Genomic DNA, 342 nt, shown 5'->3' with positions numbered 1-342 from the left:
CGAGCAGTAAAACCTTATAGGCTTGTAGCTCAGGTGGTTAGAGCGCACCCCTGATAAGGGTGAGGTCGGTGGTTCAAGTCCACTCAGGCCTACCAGATTCTCCGCTATCCTGCGTTACAGCATCACTCGCATATTTCAATATGCTTCGTGACGCTGCGCCTTGACTAGCGAATAATTCACGGTAAATCAAAGGTTTTACGAAATCGATGGGGCTATAGCTCAGCTGGGAGAGCGCCTGCCTTGCACGCAGGAGGTCAGCGGTTCGATCCCGCTTAGCTCCACCATCATTTCATGCTCATCCAATACTTCTAAGTGTACTGTTTAACAGTGTGCTGAGAAGTA

Annotated in this window: 2 tRNA genes; both read left to right on the top strand. The window is 49.7% G+C overall.

Annotated elements, in window-relative coordinates:
* The first annotated feature begins 18 nt into the window (after positions 1-18).
* Positions 19-95, top strand: a tRNA-Ile gene (locus GBAG_RS21760).
* 113 nt (positions 96-208) lie between these two features.
* Positions 209-284: transfer RNA gene (locus tag GBAG_RS21755), tRNA-Ala, on the top strand.
* Positions 285-342: the final 58 nt, after the last annotated feature.

Source organism: Buttiauxella agrestis ATCC 33320 (assembly GCF_000735355.1).
Lineage (GTDB): Bacteria > Pseudomonadota > Gammaproteobacteria > Enterobacterales > Enterobacteriaceae > Buttiauxella > Buttiauxella agrestis.
The sequence above is the reverse complement of the archived record's forward strand: the minus strand, read 5'-3'. Positions and strand labels throughout refer to the sequence as shown.